This is a genomic window from Methylobacterium sp. E-045, assembly GCF_022829685.1.
Lineage (GTDB): Bacteria > Pseudomonadota > Alphaproteobacteria > Rhizobiales > Beijerinckiaceae > Methylobacterium.
Window position 1 is genome coordinate 1 of sequence record NZ_JAKSYE010000017.1, and the last position, 1,105, is coordinate 1,105.

At 58.6% G+C, this 1,105-nt stretch carries 1 protein-coding gene; it reads left to right on the top strand.

The genetic code is table 11. The features are described 5' to 3' along the window. Positions 1 to 441: 441 nt before the first annotated feature. Positions 442 to 672, top strand: coding sequence for a hypothetical protein (locus tag MKK51_RS01140; RefSeq protein WP_243974470.1), 231 nt, complete (start codon positions 442 to 444; stop codon positions 670 to 672). The last annotated feature ends 433 nt before the right edge of the window (positions 673 to 1,105 follow it).

Below are 1,105 nucleotides of genomic sequence, written 5' to 3' on the forward strand. Positions count from 1 at the left end.
GCCGAGCCTACACCAAGCGCGAGCCCGCCAAGGATGGTCATAGCGGCAAGCGTAAAAGTAACTTTCTTCATTTTTCATCTCCTAGAATACTGTGTCAGCAGTCTTTATAGAAGCAGAAAAATGTTCTCTAAGTTCCTGTGATATTTAGATAATTTCTGCCTAATGGCAGAGAGCTCATGTCTATAGAAGCGTCGAGGCGATGCCGTCGCGCTTTTGCCCTCGAATGAGCACACGCCCTCCTCTACGGAAACGGATCTCAGGAAGTTTCAGAAAATCGGTGGGGGGAGGTTGCGCTAGCCCCCATTCGCTAACGGCCGATGAATTCAGATCGCATAGCTGGCTTTGGGAAAGTTCCGCTGACAGGCAGGTTATTATTTTTGGAACAGGGGCGTAGCTTGACTATTATGGAAGCAATATTTCGCTCCGTCTCGGGCCGCCGTCATGAAGATTTCCCTGGTTCTCTCTCTCACTGTTGCCACCGTATTTTCTTCGCTCTTCCCCGCTTCAGCCGAGGATCGGCAGGTTACGGTTTACTCGGGCACCAGCTCAATCACGATCCCTGCCTCAACCCTTGCAGCCACGCAGCCGTCGCAGCAGACAGCCAGCTTCAATGCAGCTTCCGCCCGTAAAATCCGGGTCGTGCTGGCTTCTCCCTTCCGCGCCACGAACTGAGTACCGCCCGTCTATAAGTGGGACGGTTGAGATTTGTGGCTTTGCGGCAGAGGCTGGAACGGCATGAAGCGAGCGTTTGGCGGACTGATCGGCTTCCTCGCAGTCCTGGCCTCACAGACGGGTCCTGGCTTAGCCTTGGAGGTCTCCCGCAGCCTCAAGATGTCAAACAGCGTTGAACATTGACCCTGGATCGGCGTCGAACTTTGACCCCCTGGATGGGGATGCCGGGACGCCCCTGATCAGCCCGGCGCAGCGGGTCGGGGTGGCGCAGCCGGGCTTATCAGGGGTCCAGCAGGCCCGACGTGCGTGCCGGCCTCAGGCCCGGGTCGTGCACCGCCAGCCCCCGGTGCCGGTCCCGACGCTCTCGCCATGGCTGGTTAGCCGGGACCGCCGCGGCGTGGTCCTGTTGGCCGCGCCACGCTAGCCGCTTGGG

Bases quoted from the DNA above. Each gene is read 5' to 3' on its own strand.
- MKK51_RS01140 (WP_243974470.1), top strand. From the start codon at position 442: ATGAAGATTTCCCTGGTTCTCTCTCTCACTGTTGCCACCGTATTTTCT.